Raw genomic sequence first — 23,807 nt, forward strand, 5'->3', positions numbered from 1 at the left:
CACCGGTGACCGCACCCGCCCCGTGCCCTCCTCCCCCCTCCAGCCGGTGATCAGCGCGATCGGTGAGGTGTTGCTGGGCAAGGAGCACCAGGTGCGGCTGGCCCTGGCCTGCCTGCTGGCCCGCGGCCACCTGCTGATCGAGGACCTGCCCGGCATGGGCAAGACCACCCTGGCGGAGGCCCTGGCCCGCAGCTTCGGGCTCGGTTTCAAGCGGGTGAGCTTCACCAGTGACCTGCTGCCCGCCGATCTGACCGGACTGAACGTGTTCGACCCCGGCGCCGCCAGCTTCCATTTCCAGCCCGGTCCCCTGTTCAGCCAGGTGCTGCTGGCCGACGAGATCAACCGGGCCAGCCCCCGCACCCAGAGCGCCCTGCTGGAGGCGATGGCCGCCGGGAGGGTGAGCGTGGACGGCGTCAGCCATCCCCTGCCCCAGCCCTTTCTGGTGATCGCCACCCAGAACGGCCTCGACCAGGGGGGAACCTCGGCCCTGCCGGAATCCCAGCTGGACAGGTTCCTGATGCGCCTCAGCCTCGGCTACCCCCCCCGCCAGGCAGAACGGGCCCTGCTGCAGGGCGAGGGTCTGCGGCCCGATGGCCTCAGCGGCGCCTTCGGGCCGCAGGATCTGCTGGAGCTGCAGGCCCGTTGCGAGCGGCAGCACTGCAGCGCCGCCCTGCTCGACTACGTGCTCGACCTGCTGGACCGCAGCCGCAGCCAGCCGGCCCAGGGCCATCCCCTCTCCCCCCGGGCCGGGCTGGCCCTGGTGGCCGCCGCCCGCGCCTGGTCGCTGCTGGAGGGTCGCGAGCATGTGATTCCAGACGATGTCCAGGCGGTGCTGGCCGCCGTCTGCGAGCACCGCATGGACGGCGGCCAGCGGGGGGAGAGCGATGGGAAGCTGAGCCAGCGACTCCAGGCGGGTGTCGATGGACTTCGGTAGGCCCCAGCAGGGGGAGCGGGTGCGCCTGCGGATGCGGAACCTCTACATCCTGCCGACGCGCTTCGGCTGGCTCTGGCTGGCGGGCACCGTGTTGCTGCAGGTGATCGGCGTCCAGATGCAGAGCAACGGCACGCTGCTGCTGAGCTTCCTGATGCTCAGCCTGTTCCTGCTCACCCTGCACCTCACCCACTTCAACCTGCAGGGTGTGGAACTGGGCTGCGGGGCCCCGGCGCCGGGCTTCGCCGGGGCCCCGGTGGCCTATCCGATCCAGGTGCGCTGCCCCGGCCGCAGCGAAGGGGTGCGTCTGCGGCTGGCGGGAGAGGCGGCGGGTGCCCCGTTTTCTCTGTCGCCGGGGGAGCACGCGCTCACCGTGACCTGGACGCCTCCTGGGCGGGGCTGGCACAAACCTGGATTGCTACGCGTCCAGACCACCGCGCCCCTGGGGCTGTTCTGCTGCTGGTCGCGCTGGTACCCGGAGGCGGCCCAGCTGATCTACCCGGCCCGCCGGGCAGGACCGGTGCGGCTGCTGGCCGGTGCCAGCGCCCCAATGGCCGGTGAGCCGGCCGTCGCCAGCCGCCAGGACGGCAGCGACGACTGGCGCGACCTGGCCCCCCATCGCCCCCAGGACAGCCCGAGCCGGCTGGCCTGGAAGCTGCTGGCCCAGGGGCGGGGCGAGTACGCCAAGCGGTTCCTGGACCAACCGGACACGGCACCGCTGCTGGCCCCGGACCCTGGGGTGCCCCTGGAGGTGGCTCTCGAACACCTGAGTGAGCGCATCTGGAGCTACCACGGCCAAGGCCTCAGCTATGGCCTGGTGCTGAGTGGCCAGAGCATCGAGCCCGGCCGGGGGATGGTTCACCGCGACCAGTGCCTGGCGGCCCTGGCCTGTTGCCGATGAGCCGCGCTGCTGCTCCCTTGCAGTGGCTCACCATGGGCCTGCTGACCGTGGGTCTGCTGGGCCTGTCGCCGGCCCTGTCCCTGAGCCTGCTGGCCTTCGGCCTGGCCGTGCTGACGGCCCTCAAGCTGCGCGAAGCCCGCAGCCTCGAGGAACGGCGGGTGGTGGCCCTGCTGCAGCTGGTCGGTGCCGGTCTGCTGGCGGCCCTGCGGCCCGAACTGGGCCCGAGCCTGCTGCAGGGCCTGGCCATCCTGATGGCCCTGGCCGGCCTGCTGGCCCTGGAACTGGGGGCGGGTCCGGACTGGAAAGCACTGATGCGCCGCAGCCTGCAGGTGCTGGTGGCGGCGCTGCCGATCGCCCTGGTGCTGTTCCTGCTGCTGCCCCGGCTGATGCCCTTCAGCAGCCTGGGATCGGGCCATGGCATGGGGGCGATGACCGGCCTCAGCGACAGCATGGACCCGGGCTCCATCGCCAGGCTCGCCGTCAGCCGGGAAGCCGCGGCCCGTGTTGCCTTCCCCCTCGGCGGCGGACCACCCCCTCTGGAGCAGCGCTACTGGCGGGTTCTGGTGCATGAACGCTTCGATGGCCGCAGCTGGCGCAGCACCGCCCCGCCGTTCCCCAGGCCTGCGGCCGGCCAGCCCCCCGCGCCGGCACCGACGCCCGCCGCCCCGGGGGAAGGGATCCAGCTCTGGCTGGTGGAACCCAGCGGCCTGTCGGCGGTTCCCTGGAGCGGCGCCGGCCGGCCCCTCTCGCCCGACCTGACCCCACAGCGCAGCGGCGAACTGCTGAACCGGGCGCCGGGCAGCCAACGGCGTGTCTACGCCCTCACCCGGACGGCGGATCCGGGCGACTGGCGCACGGAACCGCCCGGGCCCATCGATCTGGTCCTGCCCCGGGGCGAGAACCCACGACTGGAGGCCCTGGCCGCTGGCTGGGGACGCCTCGGCAGCGACCGGGAGCGGCTGAACGCCGCCGGCAGCTGGTTCCGCAGCCAACCGTTCCGTTACACCCTTGAGCCCGGGGCCCTGCCGCGCCAGGCCCCCCTCGACCATTTCCTCTTCGAAACCCGGCTCGGCTTCTGCGGCCACTACGCCAGCGCCTTCACCACCCTGATGCGGGCGGCGGGGGTGCCGGCACGGGTGGTGAGCGGCTACCGCGGCGGCCAGTGGGTGCAGCCGGTGGGGGGCACCGGCTACGTGGACCTGCGCCAGGCCGATGCCCACGCCTGGAGCGAGGTGTGGCTGCAAGGCGAAGGCTGGCAACGGGTCGATCCCACCGCCTGGGCCGATGGGGACCCACTGGCGACCGCGGAGACCAGCGGCGAGACAGCCACCGGCACCGCCCCCTGGGACTGGCTGCAGCGGCAGTGGTGGGGCCTCGACATCGCCTGGGCCCGCTGGTGGCTGGGGTACGACAGCGAGCAGCAACAGGCCCTGGTGCAGCGGCTGCTGGGCGACCAGCGCCATCTGCTCGGGCTGGTGGTGTTGCTGGCGGTGGCCATCAGCCTGGCCGCCAGCCTGGGGGGCCTGGGCTGGCTGGGCCGCCGCCGCAGCGGCGATACCCTGCGCCTGGAGCTGGAGCACACCCTGCGGGCCTTCGCCAGGCACGGCATGGCGCCCGATGCGGGGGAAACCCTCCCCGTCTTCGCCCAGCGGCTGACGCAGCGATGGCCGGCCCTGGGCGATCCCCTCAACGCGTATGTGGGGAACTACCAGCGGCAGCGCTTCGCCAGCACCCCCAGCCGTGCGGGACGGCGAGAGACTCGGCGGCTGGGACGGGCCCTGCGCCGTTCCCTGCGAACCGGCAACCTGCCAAAAGAAGCGGTACAACGGGGGGTACCCCTGAACAGGCGACCATGACCAGCGTGCACGGGTCCGCCCGGAGCCAGATCCACCTCAGGGGCCTGCTGTTCACCGGCGCGGCGTTGCTGGCCCTGCTGCTGCCCGGGGCCGTCCAGGGGCGCAACGACGACGACCTTCTCCGCCTGCTGAATCAGCGGAACTGCCCCGGCTGCAAACTTCAGGATGCCGACCTGGTCCATGCCGACCTGCGGGATGCGGATCTGCGCGGGGCCAAGCTTCAGCGCGCCAATCTGGGCCAGGCCCGGCTGGACGGGGCGCGTCTTGAGGGGGCCGACCTGCGCTTCACCAGTCTCCAGGGAGCCTCCCTGCGGGGCGCCGATCTGCGCGGCGCCAACCTGGAGGGCACCGACCTGCGCCAGAGCGATCTGAGCGGCGCCCAGCTTGACCCCGGCGGTCTCGCCCGCAGCCACTGGCAGGACGCCAGAGGTGTCGCCCCCACGGTGCTGAGCTACCCCGAACTGCACAACGCGGGCGTCACTGCGGCCCTGGAGGGCCGCCATCCCCAGGCGGAGCAGCTGTTTTCCGAGGCGATCCGGCTGCAACCCGAGGCAGCGATCAGCTGGGTGGCCCGGGGCCTGAGCCGCACGGAACAAGGCAAGACGGAGCTGGCCGCTCAAGACATTAACTATGCCGCCGTCCTTTACGGCCAGGCCGGCGAGGAGGCCCAGGCGAAACAGCTGACAAGCGTTGCCGCAGCGATATTGAAACCCAATCGCAAAGCCGACCAAGGCAGTGCCTTGGGAGGTCAATTACTTACAGGCGCAGCCGGCTTTGCTCAGTTTGTGGCGCCCCTGGCTCTTAAGTTCCTGCTCCCCTTGGCATTCTGACAAGAAGACAAGATGCCAACTTTCGCGTCTTCCTAAGGCGTACCTCCGAGGAACGCTCGGGAGGCTGGCGTTGAGGGCTGATAGCCATAACCATAGGTGCCTCCCTCTGTGTCATTGATGATGCGTGGAGATACCATAATGACAAGTTCTCTCTTCTGGCGGTTATTGGCAGAGCCTCGAAAGAACTGACCAATCAAGGGAATGTCGCCAAGAATTGGCCACTTCTTGACCTCGGCAACATCAAAGTCAGAGATCACACCAGTGAGAATCAGAGTCTGCCCATCACGTACCCTTAAGGCGCCTGTATCAAGCCGTCGAACGCTGAGAATATCGATCGATCCACACCCTGGAACTGGCAGTCGATCGGTAACAGCAGAAACACTAGGCGAAAGCGAAAAAGTAACAAAACCATTATCATCAATTTTCTCAACTCGGGCCCCAAGCACGAGTCCAGCGGTAGACAAGGTTGGGGTACAAGTGATCACATTACTCGCCGTGCCGCTATTGGCCGATGAATTGGTTTCGAATTCGGTGATCACATTAGTACCCACTCTCACCACCGCTTCGTTAGCACGACGCCGACCGATCGGAGAATCGATCGTGTACTGGTCCAAACCGCCAGGTCTATCTTCATCAGCTCCACTCGAAGATCCACCGCCAGAAGATTCACGCAAAAAAGAGGAATTCTCCTGCAGAATCAATGTAGGGCTGGCGATGAGCTTGGAGTTGCGTGAAACGATTTGAGCTTGGACGAAATTAAAAAAGTTGTCAGGCGGATAATTCAATCCAGGGTTGGGCCTGCGAGATCCAGAGAAAGCAGACGATGCAGATTCGTTAGCACTAAACGAGGAAGAACTGGAAGCGTTTGAGTTTTGTTGAACATTGATATTGCGACCAAGAACATTAGATATCACCCGTTCAACGCTTGACGTCGCATTAGACAATGATCGACTCAGCTCAGAATCAATTGGCCGAATAAGTCCCGAAGGCAAAAGCTCAAAACCCGTCTCTCGAGTGAGCGTTGAGTTGATAGAGGAAAGCTGACTAAGGGTCAAATTACTGGTGTCAGCAGAGTTTAGGCCTAGCTGCGCAGAAGAGGTATTTGCAGCAGAACCCAAAGCAGAGCCTTCTGTACGACTTGATCGGGTGATCAGTTCTGTTTCTGAAAAGTTATCGGCGGTGGGAGGGAGGCTTCGCCCAAAGGCTCCCAATAGCTGGCCATTATCATTAACAATGAAGTTATTTCCCCAGCGAAAAGCAAAACTATTGGCCACCTCAAAATCATTCTCTAGATTTACATCCAGAATCTTCACCGCCAGAGCCACCTGCCGCTGGCGTAGATCCATTTGCTTGAGATACTGCTCAGCGATGGTTACCAAGCGCGGAGCGCCCACCAAGGTGATAGTGGAGAGCCTGGTGTCGGTGGTGGCCTGTAGGCCTACCAGTGGGCCGTTGGCGGCCCCGTAGGACTCCACGCTGGTGATCGTGCTGGAGGTAGTCGTGGAGGACGTTGGACTGCCGACAGGAGCGGCCGTTGCGGCAATTCCCTCAGAGACTGCTGTGGAGATGGTGTTGGTCTTGGTGACCTGGGCCCCAAGGTTTGCCAGATAGTCAGCAGCAGAGTTGGCTGGCACCTGATTCAACCTGTAAACCTTTGAGAGCTGGGCGCCGAAGCTCTTGGAAAGCACCCTGGGGCCGGCGAAGATCGTGTTGCCGTCGCGCTTGCCTTGGAGCCCAGCCGCCAGCAGGGCGGAGTTGATCGCCCGGCCATAGCCTTCGCGCCGGAAGGAGATCGAGATGGGCCGCATATCTGGGGACGAGGCCGATGGTGCAGCGCCTCCCGAGGGTCCGGAAGCCGGGGTGTCGCCGACGTAGACGAACCCGTATCCACCCAGCTGACTGAGCGCCATCAGCACATCCTTGGCCGGAGCGTTGCGCAGGGTCATCGTCACCGGCGGCCCGCTGACATTCACATAGCTGGGATTGCTGATGGTCATGGTGCCCACAGCCATGTCCCCGAGCGGCGGCGCCACGGCGCGGGGCTGCAGGGGGGGGATGAAGCCTGGCTGCGGCACCCTGCCCGGGGTGTTGACGTTGGGGGTCAGGGTCTGAAGGGTGGTCTGAGCAGGCGCGTTGAACGTAAGGATCAGGTTGCTACCGTCGGCGCTGACCACAGGACGCCCGACTGGAAATCCGGGAGTGGGGGAGACCCTTAGCTCGAAGAGGTTGCCTGAACCCTGCAAGCTGATGCTCTGGAGTCCAGCCTCTGGCAGGGAGAGCTGCACCGGGCCGCGCCTCAGGGTCATCGGCATGGCCGTCTGCAGACGGCCCGACCAGATGGCTCCCTGGGTGGTTTGTTGCAGCAAGGGGGAAGGGCCAGTGCCTTCGATCACCACCTCGACCGAATCGGGCGTGCGCCGCAACTTGATGTCGAGGGAGCCGCTGGCCTGGGCGATCTCATACAGCCGTGGGCTTGCAGCCCGCCCTGCTGCGGGTGGGACAGCGGTGGCAGCCACAGCGTGGAGCCCTGTCCCCTGCTGCAAAACAACGAAGCCGAGAGATGCAGAAATAACGTGCCGCCACTGACGTTTTGCCACGTTCCGAAGCTCTCCGAATCGGTCGAATGGTATCGGCGATTGGGCGAAACGGCCAGTTTCCGGATCCCGTTGCAACGGCATGGTCAGTTGGGAGTTGCAGGAGCAGCTGGCGCCGGGGCTGCCGCTGCGGGGGGCGCGGCAGCAGGAGCCGAAGATCGGCTGTAGAGACCCAGGGTGAGCTTCATGACCACTTGGGGACTCGGTTGGAGAGATTGGCCGTCGGAGGGTTTGTCGTCGGGCAGGGTGAGATTGAGATCGCTCTGCACCACCAGCACATTGAGGGATTCCAGGCGACGCAGAAAGGCCAGCAGCGCAGGGAATGACCCACGGGCCGACACCAGTAGCGTTCGCTGGCTGAGTCCCTGCTGTGCCAGAGGATCACTCGGGGCGGCGGCGGCGCCTGCCGGCGCTGCGGGTGCTGCGGGGGCAGCTGGTGCGGCGCCAGCGGCGGGCGGTGCCGTGGCCGCGGGCACCGCCTGGGTGGGCTCGTACAGGGTCAGCTGAACACCCGAACCATCGGCCTCGCGGTCGAGCATGGCCAGAAAGGTTGAGAGGTCGCCGTTGCCGGTGATCAGCCGCTCGATCTTGGCCTTGCTGGCCATGGCCGCCTCGGTGTTCTCCTGGGTCGCGACCAGCTGCCCCCGCATCAGCGTCACCTGATCCCGCAGCTGCTCCAGCTCCTGGAGGCGCTGGCTGTCCCGCTGGAGGGTGGCCCAGAGGGGCAGCAGGGCGGCGAGGACCACCAGCAGGCCCAGCCCGCCGATCACGGCCGCCGGCAGCGTCAGCCAGATCAGGCGCAGGGTGGAAACGGGGAGCCTGGAGGCCTCTTGCTGAAGATTCGTCATGGGATGAGGCCCTCCGCCTGAAGGAGTTGGAGCCGGCGCACCATGCCCTCGGATCCCAGCTGCCGCATGACCACCAATTGACGGGCGGGAGTCAGGCTGGCGAAGGGACCGACAAGTTCGAAGCTGACCGCGGCCGGGGCCGCCGGCCCGGTCTGGCCGGCAACGGGGGCGGCCGCAGGGACCCGCTCCAGCTTGACGAGCGTCACGCCCTTGGCCTCCATCAACGGCGAGCGGGCCAGCTCCAACTGCAGCGCATTGATGCGGGCAAAGGCCAGGGGGTCCAGCGCCTGCCCCTTGAGCACCAGCTTCTGCTCCTGGGCTTCCACGCTCTGGAGCTGAATCCCCTCGGGAATGCGCAGCTGCAGGTCGGCCAGAAGCGCCGAGGACGTGCGCAGGGTGGTGAGGCTCTCGGTCAGGCTGCGGGTGGTGGTGGTGAGCTGGTCGAGCTTGGCCTTGCTGGCCGCCATCTCCGCCTGCATCTGGGTGGCCTCGACTTCGAAACGGGTGAGCTGGGCCGTCTGGGCCTTGACCACCGGGTAGCGCAGGAGCACCAGGGCCGTGCCGACCACGGCCGCCGCCAACACGGCCGTTCCGATCAGGGCACCCCGCAGCAGCAGGGACCGTCGATCCAGCAGGGCCGTGACGATGCTCTCCTGGCCGAGTTCCTTGCGCCGCTCCCGCAGCAGATCCAAGGGAGCCGTCATCGGTCCCGCTCCGCCATCGCCAGCCCCTGCAGAACCAGGGACCCGAACGGCTGGGGGGTGAGCAGCTCGGCGCGCACCTTCAGGGTGTCCTGAAGATGGTCCTGGCTGGCCAGCGGCCCGCTGAGCAGCAGCCGGAGCCGATGCACGGAAGGATCGCGACGTCGATAGAAGGCCACGCAGCGGACCACGTCCCGGACGAGCTGATCGTCCTCCTCGGGCAGAAGCCAATCGAAGACCGGCTCGGCGCGCCGCAGCAGCAGCAGCCGGGCACCCACCGGCAGCGGATGGATCAGCAGGGTCAGGACGTCTTCCGCGGCGTGCTCCAGCAGCGCGTTCACCGCGGCCAAACGGCAGGACTGGGCCGGGGCCAGCCTCTCCAGCTGGGCTCCGGCCAGGTTGAACACCTCAATCCAGTCGTCTACCAGCTTTTTGGACGCCACGGCCAGCAACATGCGCGGACTGGGGCCCGGCAGAGGCCGCAGGTCGATGCTCGCTTCGCTCAGGGGAACGGCCAGCGTGAGGGGCGGGTCGATCGTCCGCAACGCTTCGATGGGGTCGTCGGGGGTGGCCTCCAGGGGCCAGTCAATGACGCGCCACTCGACAGCCCCCTCCGGAAGCGAGGCCAGCACCACGGCATCCAGCAGACCGTCACGCACCAGCAGATCGCCGATCAGGTCGCCCAGGGGTTCTTTCTCCAGGGGCTGGCCATCGAGGCAGGTCAGCGGAGGCAGCGGCAGATCAATGCTCACGGGCTCCGGTCCGTTTCCCCGCAGGACCTGTCCCATCAAGGACACGTCCTGCAGCTCAAGCAGCAACTGCCGCGGAAAAACTTGCGCACGGATCGGACGCAGGCGATCGTCCAGATCATCCTTCAAGCCGATCAGGCCAGAAAAAACCAAGGCTGAGATCCGTTGCCTGCGAAAGGTACCGAATTATGGGCGCCAAGGCATCCCCGAACCTACAACTTCAGAAAGCGTCCGACATCCATGGCGATCGAGCTGGCGGGTCAATCCCTCCAGAATCGATGGCACAAGTGCGGGGCCTGCATAGATCCAACCGGTGTAGATCTGGATCAGGGACGCTCCTGCGCTGATGCGCTCCCAGGCAGCCTCGGCTGAGTCGATGCCGCCCACACCGATCAGCGGCAGTGCGGGACCTGCGGTCGCCCGCAACCGGCGCAGCACTTCCACCGCCCGTCGCCGCAGGGGCCGGCCGCTCAGTCCTCCGGCTTCCTCGGCAAGGGTCTGACCGGTGGCCTCCAGACGACGTCCTTCGAGCCCGAGTCGGTGGACCGATGTGTTCACCGCGATCACTCCGGCCAGACCCTCCTCGTAAGCCAGGCGGGCAATCGTGTCGATGGCATCGTCCTCGAGATCGGGGGCGATCTTCACCAGCAGGGGAGGACAGGCCGGTAGCCGCCGCAGACGCTCCACCAGCCGCCGCAGCTGGGCTTCCTCCTGCAAATCCCGCAACCCCGGGGTGTTGGGTGAGCTGACATTCACCACCGCATAGTCGGCCAGGGGGGCCAACAGCTCCAGGCTGGCCGCGTAATCGTCGGGGGCCATCTCCAGCGACACCATCTTCGATTTTCCGAGATTGATGCCGAGCACCGCGGGCCGCTGGCCCGGCGGGGGCAGACCCTGGCGCTCCAGGGTTCGACGCACGCCCCTGGCCCCATCGTTGTTGAAACCCATGCGGTTGAGCGCCGCCCGCTCCTCGGCCAGCCGGAACAACCTCGGCCGGGGATTCCCCTGTTGTGGCTGCCAGGTGATGGTGCCCAGCTCGGCGAAGCCGAATCCGAACAGATGCCAGATCGCGGCCGCCACACCGTTCTTGTCGAAGCCCGCGGCCAGCCCCACCGGATTGGCAAAGCGACAGCCGAACAGCGTCTGCTCCAGGCGGGGATCCCGCCGCTGCAGCTCCGCCCCCAGCCCCGCCAGGCTGCCGCTCACCAGGGGCCATTGGCGGCGCAGGGACGCCTGGCCCAGGGCCAGCAGCGTCAGACGACTCAGCTGTTCGGCGTCGGCGCCGTCATCACGACGCAGCAGCGGCTCGACGAACCGGGCATAGAGGGCACCGGTTCCCAGCTGGCCGCCACCGGTCGATTGCTCCTGCGGCATCCCTGTCTCCTTACTGCGGCCTGGCCAATCCTCCCGCGCCGCGCTCCAGCCGCCAGTTCCCATTGCCCAGGGGCCTGACAAGCCAGTCGCGCCAGAGCCAGGGATCCTCTTTCCCCTCCAGGGTGGCTGTGGGTACCTCCAGCAGCCTGGCAAGCTCCACGGCCCGCAGGCTGTAGCCCCCCGCGGCCAACCGATCGGCCAGCTCCATGCGGGAGAGCAACTCCTGCAGCGACGTGGGGGCCAGATCCCTGGCCTCAGACTGCGGCGCGAGGGAGGGCTGGGTTTCGACGGCCAGGGCCGGGGCCTGGCCACGGGAGAAGGCGACGGCGATGGCATCGCAGCGGTCATTGTCCGGATCACCGCTGTGGCCACGCACGTGGCGCAGGGCCAGCCCCGGCAACCTGGCGGCATCCAGCAGTTCCCAGAGGTCGCGGTTGAGCACGGCTCCACCGGACGCGGTGCGCCAGCCCTTGCGCTTCCAGCCGGCCATCCACTTCTCGTAGCCATCGATCAGGTAACGGCTGTCGGTACGCAGCACCAGATCGGGATGACGCGGCAGGTCCCGCAGCGCCTCCAGCACCGCCAGGGCAGCGGTGAGCTCCATCCGGTTGTTGGTGGTGGCTTGGGCCGCCCCCCCCAGCTCCCGACGGGAACCGTCCTCAAAGCGCAGCAGCGCCCCCCAGCCTCCCGGCCCGGGGTTGCCACTGCAGGCCCCGTCGCAGGCGGCAGCCAATACCCGCACCGGACGATCACCCATGGAGTTCCCTTGACAGCATCGCTTGAATTAGCCTCTGTCTCCCGGAAAACGCCCGGGCCCTGGAGGTGTTTCCATGCAGCGAACCTACCTGGCCCTGGCGGGCCTGGTCCTGGCAGGAGCAGGCCTGCCGATGGTCCAGCCCAAGCTGGCCATGGCCGCTGCTCTCTTCCAGAGCACGGAGGTGGACGCCGAACGTTTCGCGGTGCTGGCCAGGCCGGTCGGCGACAACGACTGGACGCTCCTGGTGTTGGAACAGCTGGCCGCCAAGCCCTCCTGCTGGCAGGCCCGCCCGGATGGCCTGGTTGATCCGACCCTGAACCGGTTCGACTTCACCGGCATCTGCAATCGCTACCTCGACAGCAACGGTTACTCGCTGCGGGTCGCCGACCAGGACCTGGGCACCAGCTATCGCCTGCAGGTGCAGCAGGTGGGCTCCCGCCTGGAGCTGCAGGCCGTCTCCCCAAGGAATTCCGCCGTTCTGGTGGTTGGCAGGGCCGAGGTGCCCCTGCGTGACCGCGACGGCTTCGTGGCCCTCAAGCTCGAGCCAGGCTGGGATCTCCAACGGCGCACCTATGAACAAAGGGCGTTGACGCACCTCTACTTCGCCAGCCCGGCCCCCTTGGAGCAACTGATCGCCCGGGCCGGCGGCAGCCAGACCTTCCGACGTCCCCAGGGCACCGGCCGGGCTGAACTCCCTGGAATCGATGCTGACCCGATGCTGGGCCAGGGTGACGACAGCATGGGCTCGGGCCGCTCCGGTCGGGCGATCGCCCTCCAGGTGATTCCCTACAGCGAAGCCAACCCAGGAGGGCTCTGAGCCCACTCTTTATCCCGTTTGGTTTCCCGGGCCTGGGGGCCAGTTGGATCACCGGACTGTTCACCCCGCACCTGCCTTTCGCCTCACTTATTCTGATCTGGTGAGGAGTGAAGGACGCTCTTCCAGGGTCGAAACGAGGACAGACTCCCGGAATCGTTCCATCTCCAGAGCCCTGCCTTCGGCGGGGCTCTTTTTTATGGATCGGGCTCCCGGTTGCCGGTGTGGGCCACGCGCCCTCAGCGGCCTGGAGCATGAAAAAAGCCGGCCCGAAAGGCCGGCTGGAAACGAAGGGGTCGCCGCGCCCGGGGGCACGGCTTCGGCCGGTCACTTGATGGAGACCTTGCCACCCACTTCTTCGATGCTCTTCTTGAGAGCTTCGGCATCGTTCTTGGAGATGCCTTCCTTGACGGCCTTGGGAGCGGCTTCGACAAGGGCCTTGGCTTCGCCCAGACCGAGGCCGGTGGCCTCGCGGACGGCCTTGAGCACCTTGATCTTGGCGGCCGGATCGAAGCCATCGAGGATGACGTCGAATTCGGTCTGCTCCTCAACCGCCTCGGCGGCGGCGCCGGGGGCGGCAGCGGCCATGACGACGCCAGCCGAAGCGGCGGCGGACACGCCGAAGGCCTCTTCGATCTGCTTGACGAGCTCGGAAGCCTCAAGCAGCGAGAGGGATTTCAGTTGTTCGAGAATCTGGTCGGTGGTAGCGGACATGGGGGGGGAATCAGCAACAGAACGGGAGGATCGGTGGAGCCCAGGGGTTCGCGAAAGGCGAACTCAACCTTCGCCGGATTCGGCGTGCTGCTTGAGCGCCCTGGCGAGACCGGACGGAACCTCGTTGATACCCACAGCCAGCTTGGTGGCCAGGCCATTGATCGCACCGGCGATCTGGGCCATGAGCACCTCCTTGGAGGGCAGATCCCCGATGGCCTGAATGTCGGAGGGGGACAGGAGCTTGCCTTCGAAAAGGCCTCCTTTCACATCCGACTTCTTGGTGTCCTTCTGGAAGGACTGCAGGGCCTTCACCGCACCGCCGACATCGCCCTTGACCAGGACGAAGGCGTTGGTGCCGGTGAGCAGGGAATCGAGATCCGACCAGGCGCTGTCACCATCAATGGCACGGCGCATCAAGGTGTTTTTGGTCACCTTGCACACACCGCTGCTGGCCTGCAGACGGGTCCGCAGATCAGTCATCTCCTTGATGGTCAGGCCCTTGAAATCCAGGACCAGCGCCATTTCGGCTTCACCGAGGAGCCCTTTGAGCTCTTCGACGATCTGTTGCTTGTTCTCCAGCGTGCGGCCCATAGGAGGTGGATCGGATCGGGGGAACAAGCAGGGAACGCGGCCCGGACGGCCTCCCGGGAAGGGAAGCTTCGAGGCCGCTCATCGCTCCGCTCCGATCTGAGGGACTCCTGCGGAGACCCCAGCACAGGCAAAAACCAATCGCGTGAACCTCGGCAGGGCTTATGACGGAGCAACATCGACCGAAATCGACGACCCTGACAACCTGCTGTCTTGGGTGGGGCGCGAGCCCTTCTGGACGAATCCAGCCTTTTAACCTACATCACGGCAGGCCCAGTTCCCGCAGTCGCGACTGCCACCGGGCGTAACCGGCGGCGTTGAGATGCACGCCGTCCACCGTATAGGCGTGCTTCAGCCCATCGGCGTCGGCCATCACCGGGGTGAGGTCAACAAAGTCCTGCGGGGGAATCTGTTGGGCAAGCCGCTGGTTGAGTTCCGCCACCCGGTGAAGACCCTCGGGACCACAGCGGAACCGTGCGCAAGGGATGGTGGACTGGACGATCACCCGCGCCCCGCCGCCGAGCTGCAGGCCCGATCGCAGCCACTGGATCCGGCTGGCGATGCCCCTGGGGCTATAGCCCCAACCGATGTCATTGATCCCCACCATCACCAGATAGGTGCTGGCACCCGTCTGGCGGACCGCCGGCAAGCGGGCCATCAGCTGGAAGGTGGTGTCACCGCTCACGCCCCGGTTGTGAACCTGATGCCCGGGAAAGGCCGCCTGCCAATCGCCCTGGGCCGTGAGCGAATCACCGACGAAGGTCACCGGACCGCCACGGGTCAGCAGCGAGCCGGACGGCTCCTGCGATAGGGCACCGGGCCTGGCGAGCAGGGCCCACCCCAACCCCAGCAGAAGGAGCGGAAACGCCACCCAGCCAGCGGTCCGTAGCCATGACGACGCAGGCACGGTGATGACTCAGCTGTCCTGCTTGATGTCCTGGAGGGCGGCGAAGTCGACCTGCACCGAAGGGCCCATGGTGGAGGCCAGATAAAGGCTCCTCCAGTAGCGGCCCTTGGCTCCGCTGGGCTTGTTGCGGTCGATGGTTTCCTGCAGGGCCTTGAGGTTCTCCAGCAGCTTGGCGCTGGTGAAACTGGCCTTGCCGAAGCGCACGTGAACAATCCCGGCCCGGTCGGCACGGAACTCCAGCTTGCCAGCCTTGAACTCGTTGATGGCACCGGCCAGATCGGTGGTGACGGAGCCGGCCTTGGGGTTCGGCATCAGGCCGCGGGGACCGAGCACCCGGCCGAGCTTGGCCACCTTCGGCATCATGTCGGGGGTGGCGATCAGCAGATCGAAGTCAATGGCGCCACCGGCGATCTGGTCGACCAGCTCATCGTCGCCGGCCAGGTCGGCACCGGCGGCCTTGGCTTCGGCCACCTTCTCACCACGGGCGATCACCGCGATGCGAATCGACTGACCGGTGCCGTTGGGCAGCGCCACGGTGGTGCGCAGCTGCTGGTCGGTGTACTTGGGATCGATGCCGAGACGCACATGGGCTTCGATCGTCTCGTCAAAGCGCGCGGTGGCGGTGTCCTTGACCAGCTCGATGGCCTCGAGCGGTTCATAGGCGCGGTCCTCCACCTTGGCGGCGAGGGCCGTGAAGCGTTTGGAGATTTTTGTCATGGCAGGAAGGGGTGCGGACGACCGTGGACGGTCTCCCCCGGATAAGTGAATGGAAATGGAATGGAACGACGCCCGGGGAGGGTCAGTCGCTGACGGCAACACCCATGTTGCGGGCGGTGCCTTCGATGATGCGCATGGCCGATTCAACGCTGGCGCAGTTGAGATCGGGCAGTTTGGTCTTGGCGATCTCCTCGAGCTGGGCGCGGCTGATGGCACCCACCGCGCCCTTGGCGGACGTGGCGGCACCCTTGTCGATGCCGGCGGCCTTGGAGATCAGCACCGAGGCGGGCGGGGTCTTGGTGATGAAGGTGAAGCTGCGGTCTTCAAAGACCGAGATCTCCACCGGGATCACGTACCCGGCTTTCTCCTGGGTGCGGGCGTTGTATTCCTTGCAGAACGCCATGATGTTGACCCCGTGTTGACCGAGGGCAGGGCCCACCGGTGGTGCAGGGTTCGCTTTGCCGGCCTGGAGGGCCAGCTTGATCACAGCTACGACTTTCTTGGCCATCGTCTGGGCTAGGGGACGGAACTCCCTTGCGGGAGAGCGGGACGGGACTCCCTTGCGGGAGCACTGCGGATGGCCGGGGCGGTGGCCGGCCCGGCAGCGTGGCGGTCCTGTGAGGGACCACCCTGGGCCGCCCTCCGCAGGGAGGCGGCCGCCGCTGATCAGCTCTGTTTGCTGATCTGGGAGAACTCGAGTTCGACCGGGGTTTCCCTGCCGAAGATCGACAGGAGGGCCTTCAGCTTGCTGCGTTCGCCTGAGACCTCAATCACTTCGCCCTGGAAGTCCTTGAAGGGACCGGCCGTGACGAGGATCTGATCACCCTCGGTGAGGTCGACCTTGAGAACGGGCTTCTTCTCGGCGGCACGCTTGAAGATCCGATCGACCTCCTGGCGGCTGAGGGGCCGGGGCCTGATGTGGCCCCGGGCCTTGCCGGTGGCGCGGCGTTCCTCCTGGCCGACGAAATTGATGACGTTGGGGGTGCTGCGCACCGCCATCATCGTGTCCTCGTCGAGGACCATGCGCACCAGCACATAGCCGGGGAACACCTTCTCCTCGATGGACTGGCGGCTGCCGTCCTTCTTGAGCTTGACACCAGGGGTCTGGGGAATCTCGATCTCGAGGATCCGGTTGCTGACACCCAGGGTGACGGCCCGCTGCTCGAGGGTGGCCTTCACCTTCTTCTCGCAGCTGGAAGCCACCTGAACCGCGAACCAGCGCGCCACCTGGGGCTTGACGGCTTCACCCGCCTCGGCGCCAGCCTCCCCAACAAGCTCGCCCCCCTCGTTGGCCACGTCGATGGCAAGGGCATGGCCTTCGCCAGGAGGCTCGAGCACCTCGGGGGCGTCCGGTTCGATCTCGGGCACGGTCTCGGGCACGGCAGACAGGGGAGGGGTCATCAACGGAAGATCTGGGCCGATCCCCAGTGATAGAAGCGATCGATCGCGGCGATCGCCGCAGCCGAAAGACTCACCATCAGGATCACCGCCACCGACTCGCTGAACAGCTGCTGGCGGCTCGGCCAGACAACCTTTTGCAGCTCCGCAAGGGTGACCGCGAGGAAACCGGTGGGGGTCTCCTCCTCAGCTCCAGGACCGTCCTGCCCAGCTTCGGAGGCGGACAGGCCGTTCCTCTGGGCCAGGGGCCCGTCGGGACTGCTCGTGGTGGTGGTGGCGGGGGGGATGGGTTCCACGGCGTGGATTCCGAGGCCTGCCGTTCTATCGGCAGACATCGGCAAACGATCACCCTACCGGACGTCCTTCCCCTGCAGCCTTCAGGGGAATGAAGCGAAAGCCCGCTTCCCCGGGGCCGGCGAGCTCCAGCCGCACCCCCCTGGCCCCACTGAAGTGCTCCTCCAGCAATTCGGTCGCCAGGGGGTTCTCGACACGCCGGCGCAGCACCCGCCGCAGCGGACGGGCGCCGTACTCCGGCTCGTAGCCCTGTTGGGCCAGGGCCACCACGACAGCCTCATCCAGTTCCAGTTCCAGGTGCTGCTCCCGCAGCAGGGCGGCCAGCTCCGCCAGTTGCAGCCGCACGATGCGCTCGAGATCGGTGCGGGCCAGGGGCCGGAAACGGATCACCTCATCGATGCGGTTGAGAAATTCCGGGCGGAACTGGCGCGACAGGGCCTCCTCCACCGCCAGATCGAGGGCCCGTTCCTGGGCCAGCTCCCCCTCCGGGGAGTGGGGATCCCCGCCGCTGTCGGGGCTGGAGCCAGAGCGGGCCCGCTCAAGGATCGCCCGGCTGGCCAGGTTGCTGGTCATGATCACCACCGTGTGGCGGAAGTCCACCGTGCGGCCCTGGGAATCGGTGAGGCGGCCGTCATCGAGCACCTGCAGCAGCAGGTTGAACACATCGGGGTGGGCCTTTTCCACCTCGTCGAGCAGCAGCACCGCATAGGGGCGGCGGCGCACGGCCTCGGTGAGCTGGCCCCCCTCCTCATACCCCACGTAGCCGGGAGGGGCCCCCACCAGGCGGGCGACGGCGTTGCGCTCCATGAATTCACTCATGTCCAGCCGCACCAGCGCCTCCTCCTCATCGAACAGGGCTGCCGCCAGGGCCTTGGCCAGTTCCGTCTTGCCGACGCCCGTGGGCCCCAGGAACAGGAACGACCCCACCGGCCGGGTGGGGGCCTGCATCCCGGCCCGGGAACGGCGGATCGAGGCCGCCACCGCCGCCACCGCCTCCGGCTGGCCGATCACCCGCCCGGCGAGCCGCTGCTCCAGCTCCAGCAGCTTCTGGCGTTCCCCTGCCAGCAGCTGCTGCACGGGAATGCCGGTCGAGCGGGCCACCACATCGGCGATGTCCCCCTCCTCCACCTGCTCCCGCAGCATCGGATCGCTCTGCAGTTCCGCCTCGACGGCGGCGCGGCGCTGCTGCACCTTGTGCAGCTGGTCGTACTGGAGTCGGGCCGCCTCCTCCAGGTCCCCGTCCCTCTCCGCCTCGGCGATGGCGTGGCGCAGGTCCTCGTCCTGGTGCATGAGCTCGCGCAGTTCCTCAAGGCGTTCCCGCTCCCCCGCCCAGCGACGCTGCAGCCGTTCGAGCTGCTCATGCGCGCAGCGTCGCTGCTCCTGCAGCTGCACGCGTTCCTCCAGGGGGGCCGCTTCAGCGGCCAGCAGCTCCAGCTCCACCCGCCGCAGGTCCGCCTCGGCCGCCTCCACCACCTGGGGCTTGGAGGTGGCCTCCATGCGCAGGTTGGCGGCGGCCTCGTCGATCAGGTCGATGGCCGAATCCGGCAGGCAGCGGTCACTGATGTAGCGGGCCGCGAGCCTGGAAGCGGCCACCAGGGCCCCATCGGTGATGGTGACGCCGTGGTGGAGCTCGTAGCGCTCCTTCAGCCCCCGCAGAATCTCGAGGCAGGTGGCGCCGTCGGGCTCGCGGATCACCACCTGCTGGAAACGGCGCTCCAGGGCCGGATCCTTCTCGATGCTGCGCCGGTAGTCCTCGGGGGTGGTGGCGCCGATGCAGCGCAGGTCGCCCCGGGCCAGCACCGGTTTGAGGATGCTGGCCGCATCGGTGCCGGAGCGGTCGCTGCCCACCACCGTGTGCAGTTCGTCGATGAACAGCACCACCCCGCCAGACCGGCCAACGCCCCTCTCCGCGCCAGCAGCACCATCGTTGTCTCGGACCTCGGCCAGCACGCTGCGCAGGCGCTCCTCGAACTGGCCGCGGAACTTGGCCCCGGCGATCAGGGCCCCCAGATCCAGAGCCACCAGCCGCAGCCCCCGTAACGCATCGGGCACCTCACCGGCCACGATCCGCTGGGCCAGGGATTCGGCCACGGCGGTCTTGCCGACGCCGGGCTCACCGATCAGCACCGGGTTGTTCTTGCTGCGGCGGGAGAGCACCTGGATCAGCCGGCGGATCTCCAGATCCCGTCCCACCACCGGATCGAGTTCTCCGGCCCGGGCAGCGGCGGTGAGATCACGGCCGTAGCGGGCCAGGGCACCGGGTTCGGGGTCCTCCTCCCGCTGCAGGGTCATGGTGGTCTCCGCTGCCGGCGAAGACCGCAGCGTCGACGGCGGAGCCGACTCCCTCACCGGCGGCGGCGCGGCTGGTGACACGGCAGCTGGAGGCGAAGCCGAAGCCGTAGAGGTCGGGGCTGGAAAGGACGTGGCCGGAGAGGCCGTCGCAACGGCCGGCAGCGGCCGCCACTGGCGCAGCAGCAGGTCCTCGCTCAGCCCTTCCTCCACCAGCAGGGACGCCCCGATCCGGGGTTCCACCAGCAGAGCCAGCAGCACGTGGGGCACGTCCAGCAGCCGGGATCCCCAGGCCGCCCGGCGACGATCGGCCTCCTCCAGCAGATCTTCGAGGGCATCGCCGATGTAGAGCGTGCCGCCGTCGCCGCCGGGCTGCTCGGCACAGAAGCTTTCCAGCCGGTCGAGCAGCCGGTCCTCGTCGAGGGGCAGCGGCGCCACCCAGCTCGAGAAGCGCCGGTTCAGCAGCAGGGTGAGCAGCAGGTGCTCCACATCCATGGCGCCATGGCGCCAGCGCCTCGCCTGCTCCTGGGAAGCGATCAGCAGATCCCAGGCGGCGTCACTGAAGCGGTCGGGATCACTGGTGAGGCTTGCGGCAGCGCCCGCCGGCCCCCGGTCGTCGCGCAGGCCGGAATCAGGGCGCATCGGACCTTGACGACGTCTGGATCAGTTCCACCTTGTAGCCGTCGGGATCCTCCACAAAAGCGATCACGCTGGTGCCGTGCTGCTTCGGCCCGGGTTCGCGCACCACCCGGCCCCCCTTGGCGGCGATGGCCGCGCAGGTGGCATAGATGTCATCGACGCCGATGGCCAGATGGCCGAAACCCGTGCCGAGCTCGTAGGCGTCGGTGCCCCAGTTGTGGGTGAGTTCCAGCACGGTGGTCTCGTGTTCATCGCCATAGCCCACGAAGGCCAGGGTGTAGGAGCCACCGGGATAGTCCTTGCGGCGCAGCAGCTTCATGCCGAGCACCTCGAGATAGAAGCGCAGGGAGCGCTCCAGATCGCCCACCCTGAGCATGGTGTGAAGCAGTCGCATCGGCGCTGGACCAGCTGGCGCCATTCTGACCAGGGGGCCGTAGGCCTGGGCCGCGTCCGGATCTATGGCCGGGGGGTGGCGCAGGGAACACAGGCAACGGTGGAGGGCCACCCATAGGATTCGCCCACCAGCACACTCCCTGTGTACGACTCCCTCGACCTCGTCATCGACTCCATCGTGGCCCGTGAGGTGCTCGACTCCCGCGGCACCCCCACCGTGGAGGCCGAGGTGTACCTGGAGGGGGGCGCCAGCGGCCGCGCCATCGTGCCCAGCGGCGCCAGCACCGGCGCCCATGAAGCCCACGAGCTGCGAGACGGCGAGAAGGCCTACTTCGGCAAGGGCGTCAGCAAGGCGGTGGAGAACATCGAGGAGCGCATCGCCCCGGCCCTCTGCGGCCTGAGTGCCCTCGACCAGGGCGCCGTGGACGAGGCCATGAACGAGCTCGACGGCAGCGACAACAAGTCGGCCCTCGGCGCCAACGCCATCCTGGCGGTGAGCCTGGCCACCGCCCACGCGGCCGCCAAGGCCCTGGGCCTGCCCCTCTACCGCTACCTGGGCGGCCCCATGGCCACCCTCTTGCCGGTGCCGCTGATGAACGTCATCAACGGTGGCGCCCACGCCTCCAACAACCTCGACTTCCAGGAATTCATGCTGGTGCCCCACGGGGCCGGCAGCTTCCGCGAGGCCCTGCGCATGGGCGCGGAGGTGTTCCACACCCTCAAGGGTCTGCTCAAGGATCAGGGTCTCTCCACGGCGGTGGGTGACGAGGGCGGCTTCGCCCCCGACCTGGCCGGCAACGACGCAGCCGGTGAGCTGCTGATGCAGGCGATCGAGAAGGCCGGCTACCGGCCCGGCGACCAGATCTCCCTGGCCCTCGACGTGGCCAGCACCGAGTTTTATGCCGATGGCCGCTACGCCTTCGGAGGCGGCAGCTACACCAGTGCCGAGATGGTCGACCAGCTGGCGGCCCTGGCCAGCCGGTTCCCGATCGTCTCGATCGAGGATGGCCTGGCCGAGGACGACTGGGAGGGCTGGCGCCTGCTGACCGAGCGCCTGGGGAGCACGGTGCAGCTGGTGGGTGACGACCTGTTCGTGACCAACACCACCCGTCTGCAGCAGGGGATCGAGCAGGGCATCGCCAATTCGATCCTGATCAAGGTGAACCAGATCGGCTCGCTCACCGAAACCCTGCAGGCCATTGATCTCGCTGGCCGCGCCGGCTACACCAGCGTGATCAGCCACCGCAGCGGCGAAACCGAGGACACCACCATCGCCGACCTGGCCGTGGCCACCCGCGCCGGCCAGATCAAGACCGGTTCGCTCAGCCGCAGCGACCGGGTCGCCAAGTACAACCAGTTGCTGCGCATCGAGGACGAACTGGGCAGCCAGGCGATCTACGCCGGGGTGGAAGACCGGGGGCCGCGGGGCCGGGGCTGAGGCCGCCTCCGCTACTCCCGCCGTGCCGGTGGGACGACACCGGGCAGCTGGTCAAGGCGGCCATCGCGCTTGAGCCTTGATTGCAGCTTCAGCCAGGAGAGGCCCACCGGCAGCCCCAACACCAGGGGCACCGCCACCAGGGCAGGGCGACTGCTCGCCGCCAGCAGCGCCGCCGCCACCGCCAGTGCCCCCAGCAGAAACGACTGACCGGTGCTCTGCTGGGCCAGGGCCAGGCGACGCAGCAGCCGATCGGTTTCACCGGCCCGGATCAGCACCTGCAGATCCCCCTGTTCGATGCGGGCCAGGCTTTCGTCGAGGCGCCGCGGAATGCCGAAGGCCCGGCTGCCCACTTCAGCCGCCTGGCGGGAGAGCTCGCTGAACAGTTCGTTGGGGCCGTTACCGCTGGCGGTCATGAGGGGCAGCAGGTAGGGACGGGCGATGGCGATCAGGCTAAAGCCCGGATCGAGGCTGCGGCCCACCCCCTCGAAGGTGGAGAGGGCCCGCATCACAAAGATCAGCTCCGGGGGCAGGCGAAACGGCTGGCCGTACACCAGCTCATACAGATCGCCCGAGAGCTTGTCCAGAACGTTGGCGCTGAACGGTGGTGTCAGCGCCTCCGTGAGCATCACCCGCACCAGGCGCCGCACCGGCCCGGGGTCGATGCCCTGGGCGATCACCCCCGCCTGCTGCAGTTCATCCACCAAGGCTGAGGCATCCCGCGCCGCCGCCGCCCGCACCATGCGCCCCAGCCGGCTGCGCAGCCGCTCGGAGATCTGGCCCATCATGCCGAAGTCGTAATAGATCAACGACCCATCCCCGGCGACCGCCAGGTTGCCCGGATGGGGATCGGCATGAAAAAAACCGAAGCGGACCAGCTGCTGCAGATAGCTGGCGGCCCCCTTTTCCGCCACCGCCGCTGGATCAATGCCGGCGCGGACAAGGGCCTCCCGGTCGTTGATCTTGATGCCGGGCACATAGTCGAGGCACAGCACCCGGCGGGAGCTGAGTTCCCAGATCACCGCTGGAATGCGGATGCCGGGATCATCAAGAAACTGCTGACGAAAGCGGGCGGCGTGCTCCGCCTCCAGGCGGAAATCCAGTTCCCGCAGCAGCACCCGCCGGCATTCCTTGGCGATGCCCACCCAGTCGCGGCCGGCGCCCCAGCGGGGATGGCGCTGCACCACGGCCGCCACTTGCTGCAGCACCTCCAGATCCAGCCGGAACAGCCGCTCCAGCCCCGGCCGCTGCACCTTGAACACCACCTGGCGGCCGCTGCGCAGGCTGGCCCGGTGCACCTGCGCCAGGCTCGCCGAACCGAGCGGGTCCACCTCCAGATCGATGATCTCCGCCCGGCGCTCACCAAGCTCCTGCTCCAGCAGCGACTCCACCACGGGGAAGGGGAAGGCCGGCACCCGGTCCTGCAAATGGGCCAGCTCCTCCACCACGTCAGCGGGGAGTACATCGGGGCGGGCCGACAGCAGCTGCCCCAGCTTGATGAAGGCGGAACCGAGCTCGAGGAACTGGGCCGTGAGCCAGCGGGCACGGCGTCGCTGGCGGGCAGCCTGGCGTTCGGGGGTGCGCCCCCCCGGGTAGGTCCAGGGACGGCCATCCCACCACAGGCCAGCCAGCAACTGGACGACAAGCCGCCAGATGCGCAGGGGACGCCACAGGCGGGACAGCCGGTTCCCGGGGCTGGACGGGGCCGCCATCAGGCCTGCCCCGGAGACCGCGGCGGACCATCGGGGGAGGCCACAGGAAGCTGATCGAGGCGCCTGGACAGTTCAGCCACCTTCGCCCGCACGGCATCGATCCGTTCCTGGGGATCCTCAGCCGAGCTCCCCCGGGAGGCGGACGGAGCACTGCGGTCGTTCTCGATCCGTTCAGCTTCCATGGCCACCTCTTCCCAGAACAGGCTGAGTTCCTGCTGCACCCTCGCAGGCGCCTCCTGGGCGAGAACCGCCAGGGTGGCGGCCGCATCGGCCAGGCCGCTGCCCAGGCGAGCGGCCAGGCGGTTCATGGCCGCCATGGCGAGGGACTGCGGCGCGCTCATGACAAAGCCGGAGGATTCACCGAAC

The 23,807-nt window shown here is 67.5% G+C and carries 23 protein-coding genes; 6 read left to right on the top strand and 17 right to left on the bottom strand.

What is annotated here, in order from left to right; all coding sequences use genetic code 11:
• Window positions 1-22: 22 nt before the first annotated feature.
• From KBY95_RS06450 to KBY95_RS06465, 4 genes are read left to right on the top strand one after another with little or no spacing between them, the layout of a single operon-like run.
• Window positions 23-934 (top strand): MoxR family ATPase, encoded by a 912-nt coding sequence (locus tag KBY95_RS06450; RefSeq protein ID WP_254964144.1) that lies wholly within the window; start codon window positions 23-25, stop codon window positions 932-934.
• The gene (locus KBY95_RS06455) at window positions 921-1,832 is read left to right on the top strand and encodes a hypothetical protein (RefSeq protein WP_254964145.1); all 912 of its coding nucleotides are present in this window, start codon (window positions 921-923) and stop codon (window positions 1,830-1,832) included. Before KBY95_RS06450 ends, KBY95_RS06455 begins: the two co-directional genes overlap by 14 nt.
• Window positions 1,829-3,688 carry a DUF3488 and transglutaminase-like domain-containing protein gene (locus KBY95_RS06460; protein ID WP_254964146.1) on the top strand — a complete coding sequence of 620 codons (1,860 nt, stop codon included), beginning with the start codon at window positions 1,829-1,831 and terminating at the stop codon, window positions 3,686-3,688. The genes KBY95_RS06455 and KBY95_RS06460 overlap by 4 nt, the downstream gene beginning before the upstream one ends.
• Window positions 3,685-4,518, top strand: coding sequence for a pentapeptide repeat-containing protein (locus KBY95_RS06465; RefSeq protein ID WP_254964147.1), 834 nt, complete (start codon window positions 3,685-3,687; stop codon window positions 4,516-4,518). Before KBY95_RS06460 ends, KBY95_RS06465 begins: the two co-directional genes overlap by 4 nt.
• Before the next feature lie 32 nt (window positions 4,519-4,550).
• On the opposite strand, the gene KBY95_RS06470 is transcribed toward KBY95_RS06465, so the two are convergent.
• From KBY95_RS06470 to KBY95_RS06495, 6 genes are read right to left on the bottom strand one after another with little or no spacing between them, the layout of a single operon-like run.
• Window positions 4,551-7,196, bottom strand: a complete 2,646-nt coding sequence (locus KBY95_RS06470; RefSeq protein WP_254964148.1) for a type II secretion system protein GspD — start codon at window positions 7,194-7,196, stop codon at window positions 4,551-4,553.
• Window positions 7,197-7,198: 2 nt separating this feature from the next.
• Window positions 7,199-7,960 (bottom strand): hypothetical protein, encoded by a 762-nt coding sequence (locus KBY95_RS06475; protein ID WP_254964149.1) that lies wholly within the window; start codon window positions 7,958-7,960, stop codon window positions 7,199-7,201.
• Complete coding sequence (locus KBY95_RS06480; RefSeq protein WP_254964150.1) at window positions 7,957-8,664, bottom strand: PilN domain-containing protein; 708 nt, start codon at window positions 8,662-8,664, stop codon at window positions 7,957-7,959. The genes KBY95_RS06475 and KBY95_RS06480 overlap by 4 nt, the downstream gene beginning before the upstream one ends.
• Entirely contained in the window at window positions 8,661-9,563 is a 903-nt protein-coding gene (locus KBY95_RS06485) for a hypothetical protein (RefSeq protein ID WP_254964151.1), read from the bottom strand. Before KBY95_RS06485 ends, KBY95_RS06480 begins: the two co-directional genes overlap by 4 nt.
• 33 nt (window positions 9,564-9,596) lie before the next feature.
• Window positions 9,597-10,784 (bottom strand): quinone-dependent dihydroorotate dehydrogenase, encoded by a 1,188-nt coding sequence (locus tag KBY95_RS06490; RefSeq protein ID WP_254964152.1) that lies wholly within the window; start codon window positions 10,782-10,784, stop codon window positions 9,597-9,599.
• A 10-nt stretch (window positions 10,785-10,794) separates the two neighbouring features.
• Window positions 10,795-11,541 carry a ribonuclease H gene (locus tag KBY95_RS06495; protein WP_254964153.1) on the bottom strand — a complete coding sequence of 249 codons (747 nt, stop codon included), beginning with the start codon at window positions 11,539-11,541 and terminating at the stop codon, window positions 10,795-10,797.
• Between the two features lie 73 nt (window positions 11,542-11,614).
• Here KBY95_RS06495 and KBY95_RS06500 point away from each other — a divergent pair, with 73 nt between their 5' ends.
• Window positions 11,615-12,358: a DUF3747 domain-containing protein gene (locus KBY95_RS06500; protein WP_254964154.1), complete on the top strand. Its 744-nt coding sequence runs from the start codon at window positions 11,615-11,617 to the stop codon at window positions 12,356-12,358.
• A 324-nt stretch (window positions 12,359-12,682) separates the two neighbouring features.
• On the opposite strand, the gene rplL is transcribed toward KBY95_RS06500, so the two are convergent.
• The 9 genes from rplL to gloA all read right to left on the bottom strand — a co-directional run bounded on the left by rplL (window position 12,683) and on the right by gloA (window position 20,295).
• A complete protein-coding gene (rplL, locus tag KBY95_RS06505) occupies window positions 12,683-13,069 on the bottom strand; it encodes a 50S ribosomal protein L7/L12 (RefSeq protein ID WP_254964155.1) in 387 nt (128 codons plus the stop codon).
• A gap of 63 nt (window positions 13,070-13,132) precedes the next feature.
• The gene (rplJ, locus tag KBY95_RS06510; RefSeq protein WP_254964156.1) at window positions 13,133-13,660 is read right to left on the bottom strand and encodes a 50S ribosomal protein L10; all 528 of its coding nucleotides are present in this window, start codon (window positions 13,658-13,660) and stop codon (window positions 13,133-13,135) included.
• Window positions 13,661-13,919: 259 nt separating this feature from the next.
• Window positions 13,920-14,528, bottom strand: coding sequence for a GDSL-type esterase/lipase family protein (locus KBY95_RS06515; protein ID WP_254964157.1), 609 nt, complete (start codon window positions 14,526-14,528; stop codon window positions 13,920-13,922).
• 45 nt (window positions 14,529-14,573) lie between these two features.
• Complete coding sequence (rplA, locus tag KBY95_RS06520; protein ID WP_254964158.1) at window positions 14,574-15,281, bottom strand: 50S ribosomal protein L1; 708 nt, start codon at window positions 15,279-15,281, stop codon at window positions 14,574-14,576.
• An 82-nt stretch (window positions 15,282-15,363) separates the two neighbouring features.
• The gene (gene rplK / locus KBY95_RS06525; RefSeq protein WP_216906672.1) at window positions 15,364-15,789 is read right to left on the bottom strand and encodes a 50S ribosomal protein L11; all 426 of its coding nucleotides are present in this window, start codon (window positions 15,787-15,789) and stop codon (window positions 15,364-15,366) included.
• Between the two features lie 158 nt (window positions 15,790-15,947).
• Window positions 15,948-16,682 (bottom strand): transcription termination/antitermination protein NusG, encoded by a 735-nt coding sequence (gene nusG / locus KBY95_RS06530; protein WP_254964159.1) that lies wholly within the window; start codon window positions 16,680-16,682, stop codon window positions 15,948-15,950.
• A complete protein-coding gene (gene secE, locus KBY95_RS06535; protein ID WP_396094880.1) occupies window positions 16,682-16,975 on the bottom strand; it encodes a preprotein translocase subunit SecE in 294 nt (97 codons plus the stop codon). The genes nusG and secE overlap by 1 nt, the downstream gene beginning before the upstream one ends.
• A gap of 49 nt (window positions 16,976-17,024) precedes the next feature.
• A complete protein-coding gene (locus KBY95_RS06540; RefSeq protein ID WP_254964160.1) occupies window positions 17,025-19,904 on the bottom strand; it encodes an ATP-dependent Clp protease ATP-binding subunit in 2,880 nt (959 codons plus the stop codon).
• Complete coding sequence (gene gloA, locus KBY95_RS06545) at window positions 19,894-20,295, bottom strand: lactoylglutathione lyase (protein WP_254964161.1); 402 nt, start codon at window positions 20,293-20,295, stop codon at window positions 19,894-19,896. The genes KBY95_RS06540 and gloA overlap by 11 nt, the downstream gene beginning before the upstream one ends.
• Before the next feature lie 141 nt (window positions 20,296-20,436).
• On the opposite strand from gloA, the gene eno reads away from it, so the two are divergent.
• Window positions 20,437-21,732, top strand: a complete 1,296-nt coding sequence (gene eno, locus KBY95_RS06550) for a phosphopyruvate hydratase (protein WP_254964162.1) — start codon at window positions 20,437-20,439, stop codon at window positions 21,730-21,732.
• Window positions 21,733-21,743: 11 nt separating this feature from the next.
• Here the strand turns inward: eno and KBY95_RS06555 are convergent, their stop codons facing one another.
• Window positions 21,744-23,441: an AarF/ABC1/UbiB kinase family protein gene (locus tag KBY95_RS06555; protein ID WP_254964163.1), complete on the bottom strand. Its 1,698-nt coding sequence runs from the start codon at window positions 23,439-23,441 to the stop codon at window positions 21,744-21,746.
• Complete coding sequence (locus tag KBY95_RS06560; RefSeq protein ID WP_254964164.1) at window positions 23,441-23,782, bottom strand: hypothetical protein; 342 nt, start codon at window positions 23,780-23,782, stop codon at window positions 23,441-23,443. The genes KBY95_RS06555 and KBY95_RS06560 overlap by 1 nt, the downstream gene beginning before the upstream one ends.
• Window positions 23,783-23,807 lie beyond the last annotated feature (25 nt).

It is taken from the genome of Cyanobium sp. Aljojuca 7A6 (assembly GCF_024346455.1).
Classification (GTDB): domain Bacteria; phylum Cyanobacteriota; class Cyanobacteriia; order PCC-6307; family Cyanobiaceae; genus Cyanobium.